20 protein-coding genes and 1 riboswitch are annotated in these 23,219 nt (G+C 50.2%); of the genes, 5 read left to right on the top strand and 15 right to left on the bottom strand.

Annotation, left to right across the window (positions count from 1 at the left end; translation table 11 throughout):
- Positions 1-343: 343 nt before the first annotated feature.
- The 3 genes from IEW70_RS14130 to guaA all read right to left on the bottom strand — a co-directional run bounded on the left by IEW70_RS14130 (position 344) and on the right by guaA (position 4,494).
- Entirely contained in the window at positions 344-1,486 is a 1,143-nt protein-coding gene (locus tag IEW70_RS14130; protein ID WP_188648545.1) for a peptidase MA family metallohydrolase, read from the bottom strand.
- Positions 1,487-1,600: 114 nt separating this feature from the next.
- Entirely contained in the window at positions 1,601-2,908 is a 1,308-nt protein-coding gene (locus IEW70_RS14125; RefSeq protein ID WP_188648561.1) for an NCS2 family permease, read from the bottom strand.
- 47 nt (positions 2,909-2,955) lie between these two features.
- Positions 2,956-4,494, bottom strand: a complete 1,539-nt coding sequence (gene guaA, locus IEW70_RS14120; protein ID WP_188648544.1) for a glutamine-hydrolyzing GMP synthase — start codon at positions 4,492-4,494, stop codon at positions 2,956-2,958.
- Between the two features lie 137 nt (positions 4,495-4,631).
- A riboswitch (purine riboswitch) is annotated at positions 4,632-4,733 on the bottom strand.
- A gap of 290 nt (positions 4,734-5,023) precedes the next feature.
- Here guaA and IEW70_RS14115 point away from each other — a divergent pair.
- Entirely contained in the window at positions 5,024-5,617 is a 594-nt protein-coding gene (locus IEW70_RS14115) for a DedA family protein (RefSeq protein ID WP_188648543.1), read from the top strand.
- 198 nt (positions 5,618-5,815) lie between these two features.
- On the opposite strand, the gene IEW70_RS14110 is transcribed toward IEW70_RS14115, so the two are convergent.
- Entirely contained in the window at positions 5,816-7,156 is a 1,341-nt protein-coding gene (locus tag IEW70_RS14110; RefSeq protein WP_188648542.1) for a S8 family serine peptidase, read from the bottom strand.
- Between the two features lie 133 nt (positions 7,157-7,289).
- On the bottom strand, positions 7,290-8,684 hold the full coding sequence (locus tag IEW70_RS14105; protein WP_229752005.1) for an amino acid permease: 1,395 nt from the start codon (positions 8,682-8,684) through the stop codon (positions 7,290-7,292).
- Positions 8,685-8,943: 259 nt separating this feature from the next.
- Between IEW70_RS14105 and IEW70_RS14100 the strand changes: the two genes are divergently transcribed.
- Entirely contained in the window at positions 8,944-9,909 is a 966-nt protein-coding gene (locus tag IEW70_RS14100) for a pyridoxal-phosphate dependent enzyme (RefSeq protein ID WP_188648541.1), read from the top strand.
- Positions 9,910-9,996: 87 nt separating this feature from the next.
- Here IEW70_RS14100 and IEW70_RS14095 read toward each other — a convergent pair whose 3' ends face one another.
- From IEW70_RS14095 to IEW70_RS14070, 6 genes are all read right to left on the bottom strand, one after another.
- Positions 9,997-10,938: a magnesium transporter CorA family protein gene (locus tag IEW70_RS14095; protein ID WP_188648540.1), complete on the bottom strand. Its 942-nt coding sequence runs from the start codon at positions 10,936-10,938 to the stop codon at positions 9,997-9,999.
- Positions 10,939-11,175: 237 nt separating this feature from the next.
- Positions 11,176-11,418 (bottom strand): hypothetical protein, encoded by a 243-nt coding sequence (locus IEW70_RS14090; protein WP_188648539.1) that lies wholly within the window; start codon positions 11,416-11,418, stop codon positions 11,176-11,178.
- A gap of 131 nt (positions 11,419-11,549) precedes the next feature.
- The gene (locus IEW70_RS14085) at positions 11,550-12,710 is read right to left on the bottom strand and encodes a mannitol-1-phosphate 5-dehydrogenase (protein ID WP_188648538.1); all 1,161 of its coding nucleotides are present in this window, start codon (positions 12,708-12,710) and stop codon (positions 11,550-11,552) included.
- A 1-nt stretch (position 12,711) separates the two neighbouring features.
- Positions 12,712-13,149 carry a PTS mannitol transporter subunit IIA gene (locus tag IEW70_RS14080; protein ID WP_188648537.1) on the bottom strand — a complete coding sequence of 146 codons (438 nt, stop codon included), beginning with the start codon at positions 13,147-13,149 and terminating at the stop codon, positions 12,712-12,714.
- Between the two features lie 13 nt (positions 13,150-13,162).
- A complete protein-coding gene (locus IEW70_RS14075) occupies positions 13,163-15,232 on the bottom strand; it encodes a BglG family transcription antiterminator (protein WP_188648536.1) in 2,070 nt (689 codons plus the stop codon).
- Positions 15,233-15,253: 21 nt separating this feature from the next.
- Positions 15,254-16,711: a PTS mannitol transporter subunit IIBC gene (locus tag IEW70_RS14070; protein WP_188648535.1), complete on the bottom strand. Its 1,458-nt coding sequence runs from the start codon at positions 16,709-16,711 to the stop codon at positions 15,254-15,256.
- A 280-nt stretch (positions 16,712-16,991) separates the two neighbouring features.
- Between IEW70_RS14070 and larE the strand changes: the two genes are divergently transcribed.
- The 3 genes from larE to larC are packed head-to-tail and all read left to right on the top strand — an operon-like array spanning position 16,992 to position 19,802.
- Positions 16,992-17,819 (top strand): ATP-dependent sacrificial sulfur transferase LarE, encoded by an 828-nt coding sequence (larE, locus tag IEW70_RS14065; protein ID WP_188648534.1) that lies wholly within the window; start codon positions 16,992-16,994, stop codon positions 17,817-17,819.
- The gene (gene larB / locus IEW70_RS14060) at positions 17,809-18,585 is read left to right on the top strand and encodes a nickel pincer cofactor biosynthesis protein LarB (RefSeq protein WP_188648533.1); all 777 of its coding nucleotides are present in this window, start codon (positions 17,809-17,811) and stop codon (positions 18,583-18,585) included. The genes larE and larB overlap by 11 nt, the downstream gene beginning before the upstream one ends.
- Positions 18,582-19,802, top strand: coding sequence for a nickel pincer cofactor biosynthesis protein LarC (gene larC, locus IEW70_RS14055; RefSeq protein WP_188648532.1), 1,221 nt, complete (start codon positions 18,582-18,584; stop codon positions 19,800-19,802). Before larB ends, larC begins: the two co-directional genes overlap by 4 nt.
- A gap of 92 nt (positions 19,803-19,894) precedes the next feature.
- Here the strand turns inward: larC and IEW70_RS14050 are convergent, their stop codons facing one another.
- The 4 genes from IEW70_RS14050 to IEW70_RS14035 all read right to left on the bottom strand — a co-directional run bounded on the left by IEW70_RS14050 (position 19,895) and on the right by IEW70_RS14035 (position 23,217).
- The gene (locus tag IEW70_RS14050) at positions 19,895-20,650 is read right to left on the bottom strand and encodes an HpcH/HpaI aldolase family protein (RefSeq protein ID WP_188648531.1); all 756 of its coding nucleotides are present in this window, start codon (positions 20,648-20,650) and stop codon (positions 19,895-19,897) included.
- Positions 20,651-20,696: 46 nt separating this feature from the next.
- Positions 20,697-21,647 (bottom strand): fumarylacetoacetate hydrolase family protein, encoded by a 951-nt coding sequence (locus IEW70_RS14045; protein ID WP_188648530.1) that lies wholly within the window; start codon positions 21,645-21,647, stop codon positions 20,697-20,699.
- A gap of 93 nt (positions 21,648-21,740) precedes the next feature.
- Positions 21,741-22,508, bottom strand: coding sequence for an IclR family transcriptional regulator (locus IEW70_RS14040; protein ID WP_188648529.1), 768 nt, complete (start codon positions 22,506-22,508; stop codon positions 21,741-21,743).
- 34 nt (positions 22,509-22,542) lie between these two features.
- Positions 22,543-23,217 carry a bifunctional 4-hydroxy-2-oxoglutarate aldolase/2-dehydro-3-deoxy-phosphogluconate aldolase gene (locus IEW70_RS14035; RefSeq protein ID WP_188648528.1) on the bottom strand — a complete coding sequence of 225 codons (675 nt, stop codon included), beginning with the start codon at positions 23,215-23,217 and terminating at the stop codon, positions 22,543-22,545.
- Positions 23,218-23,219 lie beyond the last annotated feature (2 nt).

Here is a 23,219-nt window from a genome sequence, read left to right as displayed (position 1 = left end):
AATGAATTAACGGGTCACGTTCTGACCGCTCTTCAGTTTTCAAGGAACGCTTGTGTGAAGCGTTGTTCGCTTCCTTTCAGTGTCTTCCGCTCTCTCGCGGCGACAAGATCTATCCTATCACTTTCAGTAGATCTTGTCAACACCTTTTTTTAACTTTTTTCGTGGCCTCAGCGCCGGGCTTTCAGCGCCGTTTGCGTCAGCGACAAGAACTAATTTACCATGCTTCTAATAGAGAGTCAACCCATATTTCATAGAAAAATAGTTTTTACAATTCAATGTTTCATGCAAACGCTGATATCATATTCACCAACAGCCGAGATCCCTTTTACATTGTGTCATCGACCTACTTGGTCCCTGCCGCACGTTCCAATTCAAAAACAGGCATTCCCAATCCTCTCCTCAATGCCGCCCGTGTTCGCTGATTGGTCACTTCCCGTTTGTCTGATGCATCAGCATCGATGGAAGGAGAAAGTTGGAGCACTTCAAACACTTGTTGCATCTTCTTTTCTCCATACCGTTCCACCAAAAACCGAAACCACAAATAACATTGCCGGTAATATCGAGATACTGCTTTTCCTTTCAAGGATTCCAAGCTCGTCTTTTCCAAACGGGTTAAAGACCAGGATGGCTGTTCCGGCTCTTCCGGTTCTGTACGAATCCCCGGCAGCAAGTGGGACTGATAATATTCTGCCGCTCCCTCCTGCAGCCAATACGCTGCATTGTCTCCGGTCAGCTCACTTACCATCTGATGTGTCAACTCATGCACAATCCCTGACGAAAACCACTTCTTGTCGGCATAACTGTCCACACCTACAAATTTGATTGATTGGTTCGCTTCATGCCAACCTGTAGCCCATTGAGGGAGTGAAAGCTTGACCGATTGGCGGAACCATTCCGGATGATGGTACAGTTTTACCTCTACATGCCGCCGCGGCTGCCAACCGTACCGCTTATGAAATGCCTCCAATGATTTGGTGACGGCATCCATCGCAATGGATGACAATTCCGTCAGATGTTGATCCGTATAATGAACCGTTACATTGCCCCGCGTCAAATGAAAAAACGGTAGATCCGAGTCCTTCCACCCTGAAGCGGTTTCTTCAAACAAAAGCGGGTATTGAGATTCATGAAGTTGACGATGATGACGATACTGCTGCTTTACCCATACGCGCAGCTGGTGTTCACTGTCCGGCATGACCGAAACAGCTTCCAGCCGAAATGTTCCGGGATCCACAAAGCGGACCGCATCCCGGAACCATCGCTTTTGTTCCTCTATATAAGCAGGAAGATCCGGGTTCAATACCCGAAACAAACGTTCCCATTTATTGTGGTTGACTGCTTCTTCTTTTTCCTTTAACAGATGCCGGACATGCCACACCGCCCCCGGCTCAGCGGCAGCCTGCGTCTTCGCTTCCGGGATCATGCCGAGAAAACTGCACAGAAAAATGGCGATGATCCACACCGTCTGCTTTTTCCAAACTGCCAAACCAACCACCCCGATTTTTCATCTTATCGATAGTGTGGATGAAGGGATGGCAGTTCATTCTTGTGTTGAAAAAGAAAAACCGGGCTCCAAGATGAAGCCCGGTCCGTATAATCCTCAGATACCGCCCAAAAAAGCAAAGCGAAGAGTAAAGATAACGGCCAAAATATAAAGGATGGGATGAACTGCCCGCCATTTGCCGGCAAATACCTTTACCAAGGGATACAAGATGAAGCCAATGGCAATTCCGGTGGCAATGCTGAAGGAAAGGGGCATCATCACTACAGTTAAGAAGGTGGGGACTGCTTCGGACAAATCCTGCCAGTCAATTTGTTTGAGGCTGGAAGCCATTAAGGCACCCACAATAATCAGCGCCGGAGAGGTGATGGCCGCCACCGAAGCAAAAGCTTCGATCAACGGAAAGCAGAAGACGGACAACAGGAACAACACGCCAGCCGTTACGGCGGTCAACCCGGTCCGCCCGCCGGAAGCCACCCCCGCGGAAGATTCGATGTAAGAGGTCACAGTGGACGTTCCCATCGATGCACCGGCAATCGTGGCTACGGAATCCGCAGCCAGCGCTTTGCCCGCTCGGGGCAGCCTGTTGTTTTTCATCAAGCCCGCTTGATTGGCTACAGCCACCAACGTCCCCGCCGTATCAAAGAGATCCACAAACAGGAAAGCAAACACGATGGCGAAAAAGCCCATATCCAACGCAGCCATAACATCCATTTTCATCCATGTGGGAGCCATGCTGGGAGGCATGGCGAAAATCCGGCTGGGTATATCGACAACACCTGTCGCCATACCCAATGCTGCTGTCCCCAACATACCCAGAAAGACAGCCCCTTTGACCTTGCGGATCATGAGAAGCAGGGTAAATACCAGCCCGAAAAGGGTCAGCAACTCTTCCGGTTTGTTCAGATTGGGATTCAATGATACAAAGGTCTCTTTGTTAGCAACGACGATCTCTGCATTTTTTAGCCCGATAAAACAGATAAAAAGGCCGATCCCCGCCGATACGGCATGCTTCAAACCGATCGGAATGGCGTTAATGATTTGCTCCCGTAAACGGGTGGCAGTCAGGATCAGGAAAACCACACCCGAAATAAACACCGCACCCAAGGCAGTCTGCCAGGGAATGCCCATTCCCAGCACCACGCTATAGGTAAAGTAGGCAGTCAATCCCATCCCCGGTGCCAAAGCGATGGGATAGTTGGCGAACAAGCCCATGATCAAGGTACCCAAAGCGGAGGCGAGTGCCGTCGCTACAAAGACGGCACCGAAATCCATCCCCGCTTCTTTCCCTAATAAATAAGGATTGACCAGCAATACATAGGCCATCGTCAGGAAAGTGGTCGTTCCTGCCAGCACTTCCGTTTTCCAATTCGTTTGATGTTCTGCCAGCCGGAAAAAACGGGTCAGTTTGTTTTCAGCCTGCTCCATGTGCAGTTGCCCCTTTCAATCGGTGGTTATTCCCACTCAATCGTAGCCGGCGGCTTGGAGGTAATGTCGTAAACAACCCGGTTGACGCCATCCACTTCATTGATGATCCGGTTGGAGATTTTTTCGAGTACATCATAAGGAATGCGTGCCCAGTCCGCTGTCATGCCGTCGATGGATGTGACGGCACGAATGCCCACGGTGTACGCATAGGTACGGGCATCTCCCATGACGCCGACGCTTTTGAAATCCGGCAAAGCCGTGAAATACTGCCAGATCTCCTGATCCAGACCCGCTTTCTGGATTTCATCCCGCAAGATTGCGTCGGACTCCCGAACAATCTCCAGCTTTTCCTTGGTTACTTCCCCGATCACCCGAATACCGAGTCCCGGTCCTGGGAAAGGCTGCCGCCACACAATCTCTTTGGGCAACCCCAGTTCTTCACCGACTTTGCGCACCTCGTCTTTAAACAAGGTGTTGACCGGTTCTACCAGGTCCATTTTCATATCCTCGGGCAAACCGCCTACATTGTGGTGGGATTTGATCGTTTGCGCGGTTTCCGTACCGGATTCCACGATATCGGTGTACAACGTTCCTTGACCGAGGAAATCGTGATGACCGATTTCCTCCATCGTTTCTTCAAACACGCGGATAAACTCATTGCCGATGATTTTCCGTTTTTGTTCCGGATCCGATACACCGGCCAGCTTGCTCAAAAAACGCTCCTGGGCATCGACTTTGACCACGTTCATTTGGAAATGGTCGGCGAAGGTGCGCATCACACTGTCCGCTTCCCCTTTTCGCAGCAAACCGTGATCCACAAACACACAGGTCAACTGGTCACCGATGGCCCGATGGATCAACGCCGCCACCACAGAGGAATCCACACCGCCGCTCAATGCGCACAATACTTTTTTATCGCCGATTTTTTCCCGCAATTCGTTGACCGTGTCGTCGATAAAGGTTTCCATGCTCCAGTCCCCGCTGCAGCTGCACACGTCATAAAGGAAGCGCCGAATCATTTCATTGCCATTCTCTGTGTGGCGTACTTCCGGGTGGAACTGCACTGCATATATTTTGCGTACCGGATCACTCATCGCTGCCACTGGCGCGGAATGGGTTTTTCCGTCCACCTGGAACCCTTCCGGCGGAGCTATGACGACATCGCTGTGGCTCATCCATACCAGCTGAGAAGGGCTCAAGCCTTGAAACAGCGGGGAATCGGATACGATCTGCAGAGCGGCCTTGCCGTACTCCCGCTTATTTGCCCGTTTGACTTCCGCACCAAAGTGAGCGGAAATCAGCTGCATGCCGTAACAAATACCGAAAATCGGAATTCCCAAATCGAAGATCGCAGGATCGCATTTCGGGGAGTCCGGTCCGTATACACTGGCGGGACCTCCGGAAAAGATAATCCCTTTCGGGTTCATTTCCTTCAGCTTCTCCGCACTGGTGTAATAGGGAATCAATTCGCTGAATACTCCCAGATCCCGTACCCGGCGGGCGATAAGTTGGTTATACTGTCCGCCGAAATCCAATACGACAACGCGTTCCATCGGTTTGTCCATCGAAGACCCCTACTTTCTATTCAGGAATAGTTGATTGATATTAAAAAGACCGGCCACCTTGCATCGTCTCTACCCGACGATACAAGACTCCGGTCCGCCGTTCCTCTGCTCCGCGCAAAAAGAACACAAAGAAAGGCACCGGTGACCCATATACTCGTAGTCCAGCCATTTACGGTGGCCGGGTAGAAACGTTCAGGCCGTATTCCTGAATATATACGAGACAGATCTACCGATCTTATCCTACGTATTGGGTTGGACTCGCTCAATCATATCAAGATCATACCAAGCAGGGTGGGGGAGGTCAAGGACAAGGACCCGACAGGAAAATATTTATAATTATTTCATCTAACTTTTTTTGTCGATTTTGTGTTTCCCTTTGCTTTCCACCCGCTAACAATCATATAATCAGAAGCATGAGATAAACATTTTTGCGGCAACGATTAGATGGAAGATACGCTGTCGACTTCGTAAGTTACTATCATCCGACAAGGATTTGCCTTGTTTTCATATGGGAGAAGTGAACACCGCCATGATTCAAACCATTTTGGAAGTGCTGAAAGAATGGGGACTGCCCGGCCTTCTCGCAGCCACCGCCGTGGAAGCTTCATCCCTCCCTTTTCCCGGCGCTATGGTCGTCGTGATCTACGGGTATCTGCTGAAACCGGGAACGGTGGACTGGATCAAGATCACCCTCTCGGTCAGCTTGGTCTATACCCTTTTCACCTTAATCCCCTACTACATCGGTTATCGGCTAGAGCATATCGCCAAACGCAAGCTGAAAACCCAACAAATCGAAAAAGGACAGCACTTGTTCCAGAAGTACGGAGAATGGAGCATTGTTTTGTCCCGCCCCTTCGGAATCGGCAACTATATCTCCTATATTTCCGGGCTGAGCCGGATTCACCCCTGGCGTTTTATCGGCTTGACCTTTCTCGGGGTGTTTCCATGGAACGCATTTTTGCTGTTCATGGGGAAAACGGGAAATCTCGCCGAAGTTCAAGCTTTTTTTGAAAAAGCCAAACAACTGGGAACAGTCGGGTTCATCTTGCTGGCCGTTGGAATCGCCGTGTTCTATTTCATCAACAAAAAACGAAAGAGCAAGCCTTTGTCACACAAACAGTGATGCCGATGCGCCTCTTGCCTGAGGCGCATTTATAATGGCCATGGTTATCCGACACAAAAAGCCTCTTTATCGGAAACCCTCCTTACTCTAATGAAAAAAGACCCAAAATACCCCAAACCAAGACGAAAACGCCTTGCTGGAATATCTGGATCTTGCCTGCCGAATAGTCATCATCCCTAGAATGTGGTTAAGCCTTAGTCACTTCGCTGCTTGCACCGCTTGGTATGCATCTACATAGCCCGCACCAACCTGGTGCCTTCCATAACCGCTCATCGGTCGAGCAGTGTTCTCCAGGATGTTTTTTACTTGATCCGGTGTCAGCGACGGATTAGCTTCCAGCATGAGCGCCACCACCCCGGAGATATGAGGAGTCGCCATACTGGTGCCGCTGGCAGTCGTGTAATACGGTAGGTTTTGCGGCTCGATCGATTGGATGTCCTTCACCGTCCCCAACGTATTCAGCACCAAACCAGTAGAGGATTTGGTGGAAACGATGTCCTGACCGGGTGCCGTAATCGTCGGATGAACCAGCGGATCTCCCGGAATCCCGCGGGAAGAGAAGTCCGCCAATTTCCCGTCTTTTGTGCCCGCGGCTACCCCAATCACCCAGGGAGCAACGGAATACGGATTGAGCGTGTTGTTGTCGGGCCCTTCATTGCCGGCGGCAAAAGTAACCACCATACCGGCATCATGCAGCTTTTTGCTGGCGACATTGATCGGGTCGTTGGGGTCATAGGGACCGGTGGTACCCCAGCTGTTGCTGACCACGCGGATATCGTATTCTTTACGCTTGTCCAATACATAATCAAAAGCTTCCAAAGCCCACAAGATGGAGATCCCTTCTCCGGTTCCGATACCGATCAGCTTGGCACCGGGAGCCACTCCCTTGTAGGTGCCGCCGCCCGCTTTACCCGAACCGGCGATAATTCCTGCCACGTGGGTGCCATGGCCGCTGGTCGTATCCGTGTTAGACACATTCTCCAGATAGATCGAGTCGCCCCCGAACAGGGAATTACCCAACACCATTTTCACATTTTGAATCGTTTTATCTCCCATAGCCAGATCCGGATGAAGGCCGTCGATCCCCGAATCCACCACCGCCACCGTCACGCCTTTCCCAGAATAGCCCAAGTCGGACCAAACCCGATTCGCTCCGATATAAGGGACACTCTCTTTTAAAAAGTACCGCAAGGATTTGTCGTAATAAACGGATTGCACTTCACTTCGGTGGAAGAGTTTTTCCAGGGAGGTCAGCGAACCCTGAACGGCAACCATCGGTAAATGTTTGAAGGCTCTTGTTTTTAAACCGAGGGAATGCAATAAGTCGAGATCCGATACATCCGGCTGTTCCCGATAGGTTACCACTGCCGAAAGTTGATTCAGATCGGCCACCCGGTCCAATTGTTCCGGTTGTTTGAGAAGAGGGTCCACCTGCGGCAACAAGGCGGCTCCCGCCCGTCCCGAGGGAAAGGGAATCGCAAGGGAAAGCATCATCACAGCAACGATGAGCAAGAACATCCATTTTTTCTTTTGCAACAAGACTCACATCCTCCCGATAGGGTTGGTTAATATTTTATAATATTTCTGAATTTTATTAAATATATTCATCTATAAAAAAAGCCGCCCATAAGCGACTTTCAGTCCATTTGATTCGGATGGAGATCATACAGACTTATCGCATATCGGAAGGCAACAACGACCTTTTCTTTTGCATCTTTCGGTACAGAAGCAATCGAATACCGTATACAGCTAAAACGGCCGCCCAAGTGACAAAGCCCAATATCAACTGAATCCTCATATCAGGCATGACGAGCATGGAACTGATCACGACAATCATGAGCACGATCATTGCATAAGTAACATAGGGAAAACCCCAGACGCGAACCTTTAACCGTCTCGGGTTTTCCCGCTCCAGGATCCCCCTCATACGCAGCTGTGAAATGGAGATCAACAGATAGATAAACAGCGCGATCGCTCCGGAGGAATGGACGAGAAACAAAAACACTTGATCCGGAGAAACATAGGACGAAACAACGGAGAGAAAAGCGGCAAATGCACCCGCCAAGACAGATGAGAACGGTACACCCCGGCGGGTGAGGGAGAGACACCAAGCGGGTGCATCCCCGTATTTCGCCAGAGCGTATAACATCCGGGATGAAGCGTATAATCCGGAGTTGGAACCGCTGACCAAAGCCGTTAAGACGATCCCGTTCATGATTAGGGCCCCCTCTGGAATCCCCAGCTCCTTCAGTACGCTGACGTAAGGACTTTTTAGCACGGCTCCGTCATTCCAGGGAAGGATGGTGACCACCAGAAAAATGGAACCGATGTAAAAGAACAATACCCACCAAGTCACGGTGTTGGTGGTCTTGGCCACGGTCCGTGCCATCGTTTTTGATTCAGCCGAGGCGATGGTGACAATTTCTACACCGACAAAGGAAAAAATCGCAATAATGGCCCCTTGAAAGATGACCGTCAGCCCATTTGGGGCAAATCCCCCGTGAGCGGTAAGGTTAACAAAGCTGAGCTCTGTTCCGGGCCACCACCCAAACACAAATACCAAGCCCGCTAGAATAAATAGAATAATCGCGGTTACTTTTATCATTGAAACCCAATACTGGAATCTCCCGAAAAATCGTACGGATGCAGCGTTCGTCAGTATAAGAAGGAGGATAATTCCCAAACTGATTCCCCAGAGCGGAACGCTCGGAAACCAAGTCTTCAATATTCTCGCCGCCGCTATGGTTTGAGCCGATACGGCTATCACCCAAAAATACCAGTACAGCCAACCGACTGAAAAACCCGCCCAATTGCCCAACGCAAGCCGAGCGTATTCCGAAAAGGAACCCACCGATGGATGAACGGCGGCCATTTCACCAAGCATACGCATCACCAGTACAACAAGGATTCCCGCCATAAGATAGGAGAGAACGGAGGCAGGACCCACAGCATGAATCATGGATCCACTACCGACGAAAAGTCCAGCACCAATTGTCCCGCCATAAGCGATCATCATCAAATGTCGGATTTTTAAATCTCTTTTCAACTCAACCTGTTTTTCCTTCAAGGTAACCTCCTCCTTATAGCCCCCTATTTCGCGAATAATTTGTCTATTTTGATTATAACGCAATAATACAACTATTTGTCCATTCTATTTTTTTCTTCTTTTCCAAAACGCACATTCATTTGACAAAAAAAGAAAGCCGAATGGGCTTCTCTTCTAACACAGTCAATCCAATGGGATCGACGCTCTTTTCATAAATGAGTTGGTAAAAATGGCTGCCTTTTGGGATAATTCAGTTAGGTTAAAAGAAAGGATGAATCTCATGCACCAATTGCCGGTCTCTTTTTATGACATCCAACATGCAATGGAACGCTTACGCCCGGTTGTCCATACCACACCAGTCATGACTTCCCGGACATTGAACCGTCTTTCCGGACGCGACGTTTTCCTCAAATGCGAAAACTTCCAGCGCGGGGGCGCCTTCAAATTTCGTGGCGCATACAACACCCTGGCTCAACTGTCACCTGAGGCGAAACAACGGGGAGTGGTCGCTTTTTCGTCCGGTAACCACGCCCAAGCTGTTGCCTTGGCCGCATCATTGCTGAACATCCCGGCCACCATCTGCATGCCCCAAGATGCACCCCGAGTGAAAGCCGCAGCCACCCGGGATTATGGTGCGGAAATCGTTGTTTATGACCGACTGACCGAAGACCGGGAACAAATCGCCCGGAATATCGCCGCACGGGAAGGAAAAACGTTGATTCCCCCTTTTGATGACCCTCGTATCATCGCCGGAGCAGGGACAGCAGCCTGGGAACTGTTGGAGGAGATTTCGGATTTGGATGCAGCTATTGCTCCCATCGGCGGCGGCGGCCTCCTCTCCGGAACCGCTCTCGCTGTCAAAGGACAGCGACCTTCGTGTCGGGTTTTTGGAGTAGAGCCCGATCAAGCCGATGATGCCCGACAATCCCTGCACAGCGGGCAACGTACCGCCATCACACCTCCCGATACGATTGCCGACGGATTGCGCGTGCCTATGATCGGGGAGATCCCCTTTGCCATCATGCAACATACCGTGGAAGACATCGTCACGGTATCGGAAGCAGAAATCAAAGAAGCGCTCCAATTTGCCTTCACCCGGTTAAAAATCGTGATCGAACCTTCCAGCGCAGTCCCTCTGGCTGCCCTGCTGAACGGAAAGCTCCCGCCACAGGTTCGCCGGATCGGGATCATCGTAAGCGGCGGCAATGTGGACCCTGCTCTGCTGGGAGAACTGTTTTCCGTTTAATACAAAGGTGGTACGAGAGGTAACCCGTGCTTGCTCATAGAGGACGGGTTCCTTTTTTATGGATTCCTTTGCGGATGAATCATCCGATTAAAAGTACCTCTTTTTCCAAAAGATGATGGCTGTCAAGCTTGAAAGAACCAAGGAAACCAGCATGATGATGGTGAATGCATGGGGATAGTCTTGTCCCGGCAACGAAACATTCATTCCATATAAACTCGCCACCATAATGGGCACGGATAAAATGATGGTAATCGAGGTTAACACCTTCATCACATTGTTGAGATTGTTGGAAATTACCGAAGCAAAAGCATCCATCATCCCGCTGAGAATCGTGCTATAGATTTCGGCCATTTCAATGGCTTGCTTATTCTCGATGATGACATCTTCCAGCAAGTCCTGATCATCCGGATACATTTTCATGTATGGGCCCTTGAGCAATTTTTGTGTCATTAGATTGTTGGCTTTAAGGGACGTCGTAAAATACACAAGGCTTTTTTCCAAAGCGAGCAAGGAGAACAACTCTTGGTTTTTCAACGACTGATGAAGCTCCTTTTCGATCTGATCCGTTGTTCGATTAATCCTCTTCAAGTAGTCGAGATAATAAGTAGCGATGACATACAGTATCTGCAATACGAAGCGGGTTTTTTTATAAGTAAAAAATTGCCTTACCTCTTGGGAAGCAAATCGCTCCAAGATGGGGTTCTCCCTCAAACAGACCGTGATAAAAGCGTTTTCTGTGATAATCATGCCGAGCGGTAAGGTATCATAGGTTTCTACTTGCCTGTCCTCGTCCTGATTCACTACGGGAATGTCCACGATGATGAGTATTTGATTCTCCTCTTTTTCAATATGGGATCGTTCCTCCTCGTCCAGTGCGTCCCGAATGAAATTCGTGTTGATGTTTAATTGTTGGACGACTTGTCGAATTTCTTGTTCGGACGGTCGGATGAGATTCACCCAGCATCCTTTTTCAAATGCAGGGATTTCCTGCAGCTTTCCTTGACTATCCGTATTGTAGATTTTCAGCATGTCATCACCTCAAACAAATAGCCGGTAGTATCGGTATCCCGGACATCTGCGATCTCCTAACTTATTGCAGAAGTTCATTCCTCAAATCGTTACGTACTCCTCTCATACTTTAACCCCGGAACGGCAACCTCTTGGGACAGCTGTCCATTTTTTTAAATCCGTCTTACCTTCATCTATCTTACCCTGAGAGATCCATTCTCATCTGGTTGATATGAAGAAAAGGACACTTTTTAACCATTAAAATACTGGAGCTACCAATACACGACTTACAAATCTTGTTGGTACGGACACCATCATCGAAGTTGCCGGTATGGGATTCGTCGCTTCCCAAATTACGTTTGCAGTTTTCTTCGTGTGGAAAACGAAAAGATGGATTTGCGGCTGGTTATCTTGTGGATCGTTAGAAATAGAAACAGCGGCAGGGCCAGAAACCCTACCGCCGGGTAACCGCCGCTGACGAGCGGCCACGATATTATTCATAAACAATATCCCAGATGAAAGTTTTTTATCAGGGTCTTACCCTTTGACTCTTCTTTAGGCGTTTCATTCATCACCGAAGGAAAGATCTTGCGATGTGCGAGACTCCCACTCCACCGGTGTCCTTTATTTCATCATGTTACGCTCTTTTCCCGCCATTTTAGGAAGAACTCCTCAACCATCGGAATGAGGATAGAATCCGAAGAGACTTCTCCAACTTCTTGTAATGTTTTAGCGGGACCTTCCTTCTCAATCATTTTGTTCAGTTGAATCGCTTCCTGGTCCTCGGGATCATGGAACAGCAGGGCTGCGGCGATACCCGCTGCCAAACATTTCGGTTCCATCCCCCGCTCAACCATCTGCAGGGCGGGTCCTACCAGACGGTCAGAAGGTCCCAGCTTACGAAGAGGAGCACGTCCAACCCGGGAAACGGGATCGGTAATACTAGGATTAAGGAAGCGGGCTAAAATTTTTTCCATGTAATCCTGCTGCTTCTGTGCCTCAAAACCGTGTTTGGCGATCAATAATCTTCCGGTCTCCTCCAATGCGCCGGATACCGTTTCCCGAACCTGCGGATCCTTCATGGCCTCGAAGATGGTTTTCTGTCCTAATACATATCCGGTGTAAGCACAGACCGCATGCCCTGTGTTCACGGTGAATAATTTTCGCTCCACATAAGGGGTTAGATCATCTACATAGGTAATCCCCTCTATGGGAGGAAGATTACCTACGATCTCTCTCTGGTCGACGACCCATTCATAGAAAGGCTCCACAGAGACCTCGAGTAGATCATTCCCCGATTGGAGAGGGACAATCCGATCAACCGCTGCATCAGGAAAACCGACGTTCCCCTCCAGCTCCCCTGATCTTTCTTTCCCGAGGTAGGATACCACCTCTTCTTTCAAGCGGGTGGAACCGCCCAGCATATTTTCGCAGGCAATAATGTTTAAAGGAGCTCCCCTTTCTTGCAAACGGAGACTCAATCCTTCCGAAATGATAGGAGCAATAACGGGAAGAATATGAGGACCGACAGCGGTAGTAACAATATCAGCTTGGGCAATGGCCTTCACAACCCGGTCCGATTCAATTCGGCTGTCGAGGGCGGTGACCCCCGTTACCTCCAAGGTTTGGCTTCTTTCCCCCAAGAGATGGACCAAATACCGTTGACGTTCCTTCAATGCTTCAACCAATGGAGCTTGGACATCGACGAAACATACTTTGTAACCCGATTGACTCAGAAGCGCACCGATAAATCCTCTTCCGATGTTTCCCGCACCAAAATGAACGGCCAGCATGTTACTCGGCTCCTTCAAAGATCGAGAGGAGTTCCTTTTTGGAGGCGGCTTCCACTAACCGGGTTACATTTTGTTCATCAGAAACGATAAGCGCGATCTTGGAGAGAATATCCATGTGTTCATCACCTTTACCCGCAATTCCGATCACAATGTGAGCGGTTTGTCCATCTCCATAATCGACACCCTCAGGGAGTTGAACGATGGAGATTCCGGATTGTAAAATCAGTTGCTTGGCTTCCTCGGTTCCATGGGGGATTGCTACAGCATTTCCAATGTATGTGGTTAGACTTTGTTCCCGTTCCAGCATTTTTTCAATGTAAGACGGCTTGACATATCCGCCTTCTACGAGCAGGCGGCCTGCTAAACGAATGGCCTCTTCTTTGTTGTTGGCGTGTGCATTCAGCAAGACGGTGTTTTCGTTGAGAATGTGTTCATTCATCATCCGCTACTCCTTACTCCTTGAAAGTTTCTAATAACGTCCGGTAAAGCTTATCTGCCAGAAATCCTCTGATTTTCTCTTCGTCTTCGGACTGGAAGATGGAAGGTGCCTCAATTGTCAGGACACTAATCCGGCTCAGCAGTTCGGCATCCTTTTCTTCTCCTTCTTCCGGGGCAAGTAAGACCAACAGATTTGTCATTTTGACCCTATTCCCATCCATCCCCTCCACTTTAAGCGGGGTATCCAGTACATACTGGGTAAAGGATGGTTGAAGAACATCCGCTGACCGGGCATGAAAGAGTCCCAATCCCGTACCTGGAATACCAAGGCCACCCCGTCGCTCCCGTTCTAACAATTTTTTCGCCACCATTGAAGGATTTCGGAGGACACCCTTTGACTCTAGTTGAATACAGGCTTTTGTCAACGACTCCAATAGGGACCCTTGCGGAAGACGGGTCAAGCTGAAACCGTGGATTACATCCAAGGCCGTGCCCAACATTCGCTTTAGTTGAACCATGATTTCAACTGCATCCGATTCGCCAGCCTTCCTCCATGGCTTCCGATCTTCTCTCGTCCTTCTTGCTTGTAAATGCTTACGAATACGTTTGATGTCCTTCTCTGTCAGGTAGGGATGAACTCGGATGTATTTCGACTCCTCCATATCGAGAGGGATCGTGGACAGAATCAAGTCATACTTTCGGGTGTCCGGCTTTTCCCACTCTGTCAGAGAAGCAGTCTGTACCCGTGTTATCTCAGGAAACTCCCGCTGCAATCGGCTTGCTAACAGCCTGGACGTTCCGATTCCGCTTGCACAGACAACCAGAGCATGGAGGGGCTGCACTCTTTTTCTGCGTTCGATTGCCGCTCCGAAATGCATGACAAGGTAACCGATTTCTTCGCGGGGGATTTGATATTCCGGGAAGACTTCTTTTACCACTTCCCCTACTGTTTTGAACAGATCGGGATAATCTTTTTGAATTCGTTGCAACAAGGGGTTGTGGATGGGAAGCCCCTCTTCTAACCGGAAAATGGCTCGTTCGAGATGAGCCAAGAGTCCCTGCATCAGGGAGGGATCCCCTTCAAGGGAAACACCGGTTTTTTCACCGATTCGACGAACCAGTTCAGCCGTTTCTTCCAACGCTAGACCGGATCCATCAAACCAGTAGTTTCGATCATCTCCCAATTTGGCCCCCCGAAGGTGGAGAGCAATGTTGGCAATTTCGGATTCAGGAACTACCCATCCAAATTCCCTTTTTAGCTGTTCCGCGATTCGACTTGCCACGAGGTATTCTTCAGTCTGACGTAATTTTTCTACCAACTCCGGATGAAAGGAGATCGCCTCACCTTTTTCAATTCGTTCCAGGGCGAGAGCCAAATGAACCACCAATCCCGAGTAGGAGCTTCCGGCTAAGGTGTAAGGTAGATTTTCCACTTCTTTTTTAAGCACGTTTTCCACTCGGGTGATTTTTTCTTTCTCCACCAATCCCAGCAAGCGTTCTAACAGGAGGCTTGCGTGATCTGACTGCTCACCTTCAGGAATATCTTTGAAGTGAGTAAAAAGATCCGCCTCGTTAAAAAGTTCAGCCAGAAGATTGCGCATCGCCGACCGACGGTTGTTTTCTGTACCAATGATTTGGACGCCCCAGCCCCGTTTTTTGATGAGGCTAAGGTTAAAGGTGGATAACCATTTTTCTACCCCATCCAAATCCTGGCTAATTGTTGCAGGTGTTACACCGAGCTCTTTCGAAAGAGCGGCTAATTTAATCGGCTCAGAACTATCCAACAAAGTGGCCAATAGGATCTTTTGTCTTTCTTTCTGGGAATAATCGGTAGCCCGTGATTCCGTGAGCGAGGCCCGAAGGGCCTTTTCCCCCGCGGGATTCCCTTCCAAGAAAACACCCACCCCCGCTTTTCGCCGCAAGGTAAGGCCGAACCCGTCCAGCGTTGGTTCTAACGCTGCCAGATCGCGATGAATGGTTCGTTCGCTGACATCGAGGGTTTCCGCCAATTCTTTCACAGTCCAATGCCGATCCGGACCGGTCAAGAGCTGGAGAAGATTTCGTTCCCTGAAAGTGAAGTACATCGGGACCACCTACTTTTAGAGTCAGTCTCCGCTTTTCAGACGCTTGATCAAAGTGTCATACTCGGGACTGCTCAAGAAATTATCCACCGAAATGTGATAAGCATCAGGCACCATTTCTTTTGCACGGTCGGTCAAGCTTTTGTGGGTTATCACGATATCGGCATCCTTGGGAAGTTTACTGATTGACGTATTGGTCACTTCAATATCGAGTTCGGCTTGTTGCACTTTCTTTTTAAGTACGGAAGCTCCCATCGCACTGGACCCCATACCCGCATCACAAGCGAACACGATTTTCTTTACAGGTCCATTTAAAATCGGCGTATCTGTACCTTCCTCTGAACCGGTCAATGCTGTTGTTGCCATGCTTTTCTTTCCTTTCATGGCTTCCATGCTTCGGGCAGCTGCCTCGAAGTTGTCTTCTTCGTTTGCTGCGCTTCGTTTCAGGAAAATAGAAGCCACCAGGAACGAAACCGCACCTGCAACCAACACTCCGCTTAAAACACCGAGGTATCCTCCCCGAGGAGTCATCGCTAACAGAGCAAATATGCTGCCCGGCGACGGAACCGCCACTAACCCCGCTCCAAAAAGAGAAAAGGTGAAGACTCCCGATACACCCCCTGCAATAGCAGCCAGGATTAAGACCGGTTTCATCAAGATATAGGGGAAGTAGATTTCATGAATTCCACCCAGGAAATGAATTACTGCAGCTCCTGGTGCGGATTGTTTCGCTGTGCCTTTGCCGAAAAGCCAGTAAGCCAACAGGATACCCAGACCCGGACCGGGGTTGGTTTCCAGAAGGAACAGGATGGATTTCCCAGACTCTGCTGCCTGAGATAATCCGATGGGGCTTAGAATACCGTGATTGATTGCGTTGTTTAAAAACAAGACCTTGGCCGGCTCAATGAAAATGTTGGCTAAAGGGAGTAAGCCGGCTCCAATAATCCCTTCCACTCCTTGAGCCAAGGTTTTGTTAAGACCAAGTACAACCGGACCGATGGACAGATAGGCTGCGATCGTCAAAAGTGCTGCGATGATTCCGGCAGAAAAGTTGTTGACCAGCATTTCAAAGCCGGATCGTACCCTACCCTCAAAAAGACGGTCTACTTTCTTCATGACCCAGCCGCTTAGAGGGCCCATAATCATAGCCCCTAAAAACATGGGAATATCTGCGCCGACGATAACCCCAAGGGTTGCAGTGGCGCCCACAACGCCCCCGCGGGCACCATATATCATGTTTCCGCCGGTAAACCCGATCAACAGGGGAAGCAAAAATTTAATCATGGGGTCGACCAGCTTAGCCAAATTCTCGTTGGGAACCCAACCTGTAGGAATAAACAGGGCAGTGATCAGGCCCCATGCGATAAAAGCACCGATATTCGGCATAATCAACCCACTAAGGAGGCTGCCCAACCTCTGAACTTTTACACGCCATTGCGGCCCAGCAGCATTCGTCTTTTTATCTAGATGACTAGAAGCCATGTCATAATCCCTCCTCATAACCGTCTATTTTTAGAATAAAGCGGTTACAGGAGAACCTCAATGTAATCTAAATGCGGATTTGTCACATCACTTGTTGACATTGTTAAAGAGTTTCGTTTTCATCTGATTCCGGTTAACCGGGGAGGGTTTCATTGCTAGTTTTTTATTATAAAACCATAGTTGATGATATCCATTTCCTATCGAAAAAATCAATGTATTCAGTTATCATGGAAGTAAGATCACATATCACTTGTCCTTTAACAGAAAAGGAGGTTCCACGATGGATCCTGCCAAAAAAGACGAACGTCTCGGAGAAATTTTGCGAAATATCGGGCAAGTAATCGTGGCTTTTTCGGGAGGCGTCGACAGTACGTTCTTGCTCGCGCGGGCCAAACAGGAACTGGGAGATCAGTGTCTGGCGGTCACCGCCAGTTCCGATACGTTCCCTTCCAGGGAGTTTGATGCTGCCGTTCAACTCGCCAAGGAATTGAGAGTTCAACAAATCCAAACCCGCGTGGAGGAATTGTCGAACGAATCTTTTGCCGCCAACGAACCGGACCGCTGCTTTCATTGCAAGTATGGACTGTATACCCACCTGGCGGAATTGGCCCGCATCTACCAGGGAAACTCCACGATCATCGACGGCTCCAACATGGATGATAAGGGAGACTATCGACCCGGGTTGAAGGCAGCCCGCCAATTGGGAGTGCGAAGCCCTCTGCAGGAAGCCGGACTTTATAAACAGGAAATTAGGGAGCTGTCAAAACAAATGGGGTTACCAACCTGGAACAAACCTTCTTTCGCTTGTCTCTCCTCTCGAATTCCCTACGGGACCCGAATCACCCGAGAAAAAATTGATCAACTGGACAAAGCCGAGTTCTTTTTGCAGCAGCTGGGATTTACCCAGGTGCGCGTTCGTCATCACGGGGACATCGCCCGAATCGAAGTGACACCGCCTGATTTGGAAAAAGCGGTTCAAAAACGAAACGAGATTACCCGTAAATTGAAAAGCTTGGGCTTTACTTATATCACCCTCGATCTGGCAGGATACCGCAGTGGAAGCATGAATGAAACTTTCATCCGGCCGGTGGTTCAGCATGAAAAGTGAAGACCTGACCCGCCTTCTTCTTCAAGTAGCCCAAGGGGAGGTTTCTGTGGAAGCAGCCGTACGAAGCCTATCCCCCTCGGCTGACTTGGGGTTTGCAAAAGTCGATCTGCATCGTCCACGCCGGACCGGTTTTCCTGAAGTCATTTACGGAGAGGGGAAAACCCAAGAACAACTGAAAACATTATTTTTGAAGCTTCGAGAATCCCAAACGGTTGCCTTGGCAACCCGTGTCTCCCGTGAAAAAGCAGAAGCCGTATTGACTGCCTGCCCGGAGGCCGAATATCTGGAGACAGCCGGGATTCTGAGGTGGATCCCAAAAGATGTTGGTTATCGCCCCGGATATATCGCCGTGGTGTGTGCAGGCACCTCGGACCTGCCTGTGGCGGAGGAAGCGGCTGCCACCGCTGAAACTCTGGGAAGCCGGGTCGAGCGGATCTATGACGTAGGCGTGTCGGGGCTGCACCGTCTGATCGATCAAATGGATGTCATCAGACAGGCACAAACCGTCATCGTGGTTGCCGGGATGGAGGGGGCCCTTGCCAGTGTTGTCGGCGGACTTGTCGACAGTCCCGTTATCGCCGTCCCCACCAGTGTTGGCTACGGAGCCCATCTCGGCGGGCTGTCCACTTTGTTGTCCATGCTGAATTCCTGTGCTGCCGGGGTCGCGGTAGTCAATATCGACAACGGTTTCGGGGCCGGTCATTTCGCCGCCCGCATCCACCAAACTCAACACTGGGCAACCCTTGAAGAGGAGGCAGCAAAATGAACACCCTCTATCTGGATTGTGCCTACGGAATATCCGGTGATATGACATTAGCCGCTTTAATTGACCTGGGCGCAGACCTGAATTACATCACGGATCATCTCCGACGTCTGCCGATCAACTCCTTCGAAATCACCACCGAAACCGTCGTCAAACAGGGAATCACCGCACAAAAGTTGAAACTCGACCTTCCCGACTCGCACCCCTCCCACAGGGATGGATGTCACTCGCGCCACCGACATACAGCAGACCTGCTTCAGATGATACGGGAAAGTGAACTGCCCAATCGGGTGAAACAACGCAGCTTGGCTGTCTTTGAAGCCATCGCCTCTGCAGAGGGAAAGATACACGGAATCCCGGTGGAAAATGTCCATTTCCATGAAGTGGGAGCGATGGATTCCATCATCGACATTATCGGGGTTTGCCTTGCTATGGAGCATCTGCGAGTCGGGAAAGTCTACGCTTCACCGGTTCCCACCGGCCACGGGAAGATTCGGATCGCGCACGGGCTCTATCCCGTCCCCGCCCCCGCCACCGCGGAACTGCTGAAGGGAATTCCCCTGGCGAAACTGGATGTGGAAGGGGAATTGACCACCCCCACCGGTGCAGGGTTCCTCCATGCACTGGTCCAAGAGTTTGCACCTTTCGGCGGGTTTACCATCGATAGAATCGGTTACGGGGCCGGAGAAAAGGATTTTGATCACCCCAATATATTACGGGCCATTCTGGTTCATGAGGCTCCTTCCTCGCCGAGCCGGGAGACAGAAACGATTTGGGTCCTTGAAACACAAGTGGACGACATGACCGGCGAAGCTCTTGGTCATTGTCTGGACCGACTGTTCAAAGCAGGTGCTTTGGACGTCTACTATACTCCTGTTTATATGAAGAAAAACCGTCCAGGCACCCTATTAACCGTCCTGACCACATCGACTGCGATGGAAGCATGCGAAAACATCCTGTTCTGGGAAACCTCTACACTGGGGATTCGGCGCAGTCAATGGCTTCGCAGAATACTGGAACGAAAAACGGAGAAAGTAGAAACCCCTCTGGGTTCGATCCGGATCAAAGTGGCATACCGAAACGGAATGGTACTAAAAGCCGCCCCCGAGTACGAAGATGTTGCCCGGCTGGCACATCTTCAAAAACTCCCCTTTCGGGAAGTGTATGAGCAGATTCTTACCGCATTTATCTCATCGAATGAGAAAAAGCAGGTTCTGTAAGGACAGAAAAAAGGATCCCTTATGTTCGGATAGGGGATCCTTTTTTCTGAAAACTTCCGCCGCCGGAAGAAAGAGAGACCCGTTTTTGGGGATCATCCGTTTAATTTTTTCATCCATTCCTTCGCACCAGTAGAAAGAAACCCAATGTCAAACGAAACCGTTACATACTGAACGCCCATACCGAAAAATTCTCTCGCCAGTTCCGCCGTGGGAGCATGGATGCCCACGGCCTTGCCGGTGGAGCGCACTTTTCCGGCAATCTGCCGGATCGTATCCAACAACAATGGATGGTCAAACCGGCATGGAATGCCCAAAGACTGAGAAAGATCCGCCGGACCGATAAAAAAGAGATCGACGGCATCCCCCGCCTCCAACATCCCGTCTAATTGCTCCACGGCTTCCTTTGATTCAATCTGTAAAGCGAGAAGAGTATTCCGGTTGGACTCTGCCGCATATGCTGCAAAATCCTCTGTACCGTAACCGTTGGCTCGACAATCCCCCGCCACTCCCCGCTCCCCACAGGGATAATAGCGTGCCGCTCGCACCGCTTGAACTGTCTCCTCTATACGGTTGATCCGGGGTACAATAACCCCCGCTGCTCCCAGGTCCAGTGCGCTGCCAATCCCCGTAGCATCCAGACCCGGCACCCGTACAACCGCCGGGATCCTGCTTCCTTTGGCGGCCAGCAACAAGCGATCCATCGACTCAATGCCGATCGGTCCGTGTTCCATATCCACGTGGATAAAATCCAGACCGCTTTTGGCGAGCACTTCGATTACCGTGGGATGGGGAATACGCAGCCAAGTTCCGACTACCGTTTCGCCAGCGGCTAATCGTTGTTTCAGCATAGCTTGGTCTCTCCTTCGTTTACTCATTGGCCGATGGGGATGGCTGCTACATACCCATCCATGCCCGGTTCCTTTTTTCCATCCCGGAATCCTTAGACGGGCTTTCCCGTTTCATCCGATTTACCAGACGGCCCAGCCCGTCAATCTCCACGGTAACTTCATCTCCGTCTTTCAACCATATTTGCTGATCTTTGGGCATCCCGGCGATGACGCCTTCCGGTGTACCGGTCAAAATAATATCTCCCGGCTCCAACGTCATGTATTGGGAAATATAGCTGACGATTTCATCGCAAGCAAAAATCATATCGGAAGTGTTGGATTCCTGCCGGACTTCTCCGTTTAAGAGACCGCGAATTCCCAACCGGTTGGGATTACCCACCTCTTCCGATGTGACCAGGTACGGACCGAGGGGCAAAAATCCGTCCAAACACTTGCCCAGCAACCATTGCGGAGTACGAAACTGCAGGTCTCTGGCGGATAGATCGTTTGCAGCACAATACCCAAAGACGTAACCCAACGCTTCCTGTTTTTTTACCCCTTTGACGGTCTTTCCGATCACGATCGCCAATTCCGCTTCGTAATCCACCTTTTTGGCATCCGCCGGCAAGGAAATCTCGTCCCCATGGGCGGCGAGACCGTTGTTGAATTTATTAAACAATACCGGATACTCGGGGATGGACATCCCCGATTCCTCCGCATGAGCCCGATAGTTAAGCCCTACACAAAGAATCTTGCCGGGTCGGGGAACACAAGGACCGATATTCAGCTCGGATTCGTCCAGTAGACATTCGTTTTCGCTCTCTTCACTTGTGGACCGCCGGACCAAAAGGTCCAAGGCATCCATCGCCTCCTCCCCTCCAGTAAGCAGTTCCCCGACCGTTACCGGACTCGTTTCGTCCCCGTATCGCCTCTTCGCCGATTCCACGTCCAGAACCCCTCGCTCCGTTTTGACACCCAACTTCATCCCTTCCGAAGTGCGGAACGTCAGCAACTTCACCTTTCATTCCTCCTCACTTTTTGTCCCCTCTGTTTCAGGCCATCTTTCCGAATGTGATTCCCCCATCGATATACAGGGGTGACCCAAGTCCACTTAGGAGGAATAGATCCCGTAACCCATTTTTGCTGAAATTTCCTCTCCCGCTTGTTTCAAAAGAGTTAAAACCGTGTCCGTCTTCTCTTTCCCAAGCCCGGCAATGGGCGTAGAGATACTCATTGCCGCAACCACCTGACCCAGATGATTGCGAATAGGAACGGCAATACAATAAACTCCCGGCTCATTCTCTTGATTATCCACCGCATAACCCAGGGAACGAACCTTTTCCAACTCCTTTAAAAAGGCTTCTTCATTGGTGATCGTATTCTCCGTGTGTGCAACGAAGGCGTAACCGGCCAAAATCTCGCGAAGCTCCTCATCGGATTTAAAGGCGACGAGGACTTTTCCCACGGCGCTGGAATGAATGGGCACCCGCCTTCCGATGCGGGAATACATTACCACTCCGGACGTCCCTTCCACTTTATCGATATAGACGCCCTCTTTTCCATCGAGTATGACCAGATGCACGGTATAACCGGTTTTCACCGATAGATCCAGCAAATACCGCTTGACAATGTTACGGACGTCCAAACCTTGGATCACGAAGTTTCCCCGTTCAAACAATTTCATTCCCAACCTGTATTTTCCGTTTTCCGGATTTTGCTCAATATAGCCGTGGGACTGAAGGGTTTTCAACAGGGAGTGAACCGTGCTCTTGTGCAGATGCATCCGTTCGCTGATATCCGTGATTTTCAGCTCCGATTCATGCTCATTAAACAAATCCAAAATGCGCAGTGCGCGATCGACCGCCTGTATGATCGGCAAGCCAATCACCTCCTAGAAGAAAACCCTTTCGCCATCACCGAGTGCGATTCCTTTCTCCAATGGGGGTTCTTTTCTTTCCAATGGCTTCAACGTACAATTCTGCAGTCCTGGCAATCCTTTCGAAATCAGAGGTTTCCACCGACCGACGATCGACCAGTTCTCCCCCGATACCAACAGCAGCGGCGCCGGCTTCTATGAAGGAAGCGACGTTCTCCAGGTTGATCCCTCCGGTTGGAATCACGGGAATCTGGGGAAAAGGCGCTAGAATATCCCGGATGTATTTTGGGCCAAGCACTCCGGCGGGGAAGATTTTCACCATATCAGCACCGTATTCCAGGGCCATGATCATTTCCGTCGGAGTCATCACCCCCGGAACCGCCACTTTTCCATGACGCAAAGCCACACGGATAACATCCGGGTGCAGGCTGGGGCTGAACAAAAATTCCGCCCCACTCTCAATGGCCCGTTCCGCCGAGGTCGCGTCAATAACCGTACCCGCACCGATGACTGCCCGCTCGCCAATCACTTCAGAAACCTTCCGGAGCACCGAGTAGACCCCGGGAGAATCGACCGTGATTTCGAGAGCGGTGACGCCCCCCTTGATCAGGCTTTCCACAAGGGGCGGAATCCGGTCTTTCGGCACCCGTCGAATCACAGCAATAATGCCACTTTCCGTCATCCGTTGTATAAGGGAGACCTTGGGCAGCATGC

The sequence above is a fragment of the Marinithermofilum abyssi genome (genome assembly GCF_014641195.1).
GTDB classification, from domain to species: domain Bacteria; phylum Bacillota; class Bacilli; order Thermoactinomycetales; family DSM-45169; genus Marinithermofilum; species Marinithermofilum abyssi.
The sequence above is the reverse complement of the archived record's forward strand: the minus strand, read 5'-3'. Positions and strand labels throughout refer to the sequence as shown.

Bases quoted from the DNA above. Each gene is read 5' to 3' on its own strand.
- IEW70_RS14090 (WP_188648539.1), bottom strand. From the start codon at position 11,418: ATGAATAATATCGTGGCCGCTCGTCAGCGGCGGTTACCCGGCGGTAGG.
- IEW70_RS14115 (WP_188648543.1), top strand. From the start codon at position 5,024: ATGATTCAAACCATTTTGGAAGTGCTGAAAGAATGGGGACTGCCCGGC.
- IEW70_RS14070 (WP_188648535.1), bottom strand. From the start codon at position 16,711: ATGGCTTCTAGTCATCTAGATAAAAAGACGAATGCTGCTGGGCCGCAA.
- IEW70_RS14080 (WP_188648537.1), bottom strand. From the start codon at position 13,149: ATGAATGAACACATTCTCAACGAAAACACCGTCTTGCTGAATGCACAC.
- IEW70_RS14100 (WP_188648541.1), top strand. From the start codon at position 8,944: ATGCACCAATTGCCGGTCTCTTTTTATGACATCCAACATGCAATGGAA.
- IEW70_RS14085 (WP_188648538.1), bottom strand. From the start codon at position 12,710: ATGCTGGCCGTTCATTTTGGTGCGGGAAACATCGGAAGAGGATTTATC.
- larB (WP_188648533.1), top strand. From the start codon at position 17,809: ATGAAAAGTGAAGACCTGACCCGCCTTCTTCTTCAAGTAGCCCAAGGG.
- larE (WP_188648534.1), top strand. From the start codon at position 16,992: ATGGATCCTGCCAAAAAAGACGAACGTCTCGGAGAAATTTTGCGAAAT.
- IEW70_RS14075 (WP_188648536.1), bottom strand. From the start codon at position 15,232: ATGTACTTCACTTTCAGGGAACGAAATCTTCTCCAGCTCTTGACCGGT.
- IEW70_RS14095 (WP_188648540.1), bottom strand. From the start codon at position 10,938: ATGCTGAAAATCTACAATACGGATAGTCAAGGAAAGCTGCAGGAAATC.
- IEW70_RS14035 (WP_188648528.1), bottom strand. From the start codon at position 23,217: ATGCTGCCCAAGGTCTCCCTTATACAACGGATGACGGAAAGTGGCATT.
- guaA (WP_188648544.1), bottom strand. From the start codon at position 4,494: ATGGACAAACCGATGGAACGCGTTGTCGTATTGGATTTCGGCGGACAG.
- IEW70_RS14050 (WP_188648531.1), bottom strand. From the start codon at position 20,650: ATGCTGAAACAACGATTAGCCGCTGGCGAAACGGTAGTCGGAACTTGG.
- larC (WP_188648532.1), top strand. From the start codon at position 18,582: ATGAACACCCTCTATCTGGATTGTGCCTACGGAATATCCGGTGATATG.